At 46.2% G+C, this 1,395-nt stretch carries 1 protein-coding gene; it reads right to left on the bottom strand.

The genetic code is table 11. The features are described from left to right. Positions 1-129: 129 nt before the first annotated feature. Positions 130-1,086: a VWA domain-containing protein gene (locus KDK18_RS10180; RefSeq protein ID WP_257254790.1), complete on the bottom strand. Its 957-nt coding sequence runs from the start codon at positions 1,084-1,086 to the stop codon at positions 130-132. Between the last annotated feature and the right edge of the window lie 309 nt (positions 1,087-1,395).

The following is a 1,395-nucleotide window of genomic DNA, read 5'->3' as shown; positions in this document are numbered from 1 at the left end:
TGGCTATGATGCTGGGCATTATTACTAGAAGATTTGAGCATGTATCCATTCATTCATTCGACTCCTGGCCAATCTCCGCAGGGCCAAAAAAGCCCCCAAAATTTCTGTTAATGCTGTCAGTGAGAACCGCTAAGGAGCAGCATCAGAGCTTGTAGGTTTATTCGATTCTTCAGCAGCTTGTTGTTCAGCTCTCAAAGCTTCTTCCATAGACAAAAGAAGAGCAAGTTCCAAATCATCTTCAGGAGCAGCATCTTGATTATTAGTAATAGGAATATCAGCTTGTTGTGTAGTCGTAGTAGTTTGTTGATTGTTATTGTCACTATTGGCAGCGGCAGCAGCTTGACGTCTTTGTTCTTCTTCTAATGATGCAAGAATAGCCATAGCTAATTGAGGATCGTCAGCTTCGGTGCCGAAGTTGAAGGCACCACCAGTGGCACTGACGCCTGTATGAACACCAAAGCTACCAGAACCAGGTCCATCTCCCATCAAGGCAGTAGAGAACAATAAATCAATAACGCTACCGTGTTCAGGGACGACATAAAAGTAGGCGTTCTTTCGGACTTGTTCGGTGAATTCCTTCAAGATTGATGTGTTAGAGGGGCATCCAAGACTAATGATACTAACACCGACATTATGCTTGCGGAGGGCGGTGGCGAGTTGACGAAGCTTGTCAGGGCTGTCGGTGACAGGGGAGCCTACAAAGATGACGACTTGCTTTTGGGAGCGGTTGTTCTTGGCGTGGGAGAGAGCGAGCATGGCGATTCGGACACCATTAGCAAAGTGGGATTCGCCACCGACGGCAATCGAGGCGAGGCTAGCAGAGATGCGGTCGATGTCTTCAGTGAGGGTTTCACGGACGGAGCAGGCATTGCCGCCGAAGGTGAGCAAACCAATGACGTTTTCGGGGTTGCGTTGGATGAGGGCTTCGCAAAGGAGGGAGCAGGCTTCCTGGACAGCCATGATACGGTTGGGACTATAGTCGCCGTTGCGCATGTAATCAGAGGAGTCAATGCAGAGGAAAGTTGTTAATGCCAATACAGGCCTGGTAATAAACCAGCATACAATAATAAATAATGATTTTTTCATAGCTTACTCCGGAAGGAAGTCTTGTTTTCTGAGCCTCTCCCTCACTTATTTTTGAATTTCTCACCGTTCCAGCAGGTTTTATCAATGGTTACATTGTCTGTGGAGGGGCGCTGTCATCACGTACTTTCATCACTTGCATGAGCTTGTTTTTAGCCATGAAACACCTCTTACAGGCTGAAAGTCGCCGTGGCTAGTTTAGACAAAAAACGGCTGATCCATTCATTAATATGCATGAATCACTCAGTGTTAAACGATTGTTTCTTTATGCTGTTTGAATGGCTATGATGCTGGGCATTATTACTAGAAGAT

The organism is Endozoicomonas sp. SESOKO3 (assembly GCF_024606255.1).
This window is presented reverse-complemented; position numbering and strand designations above follow the sequence as displayed.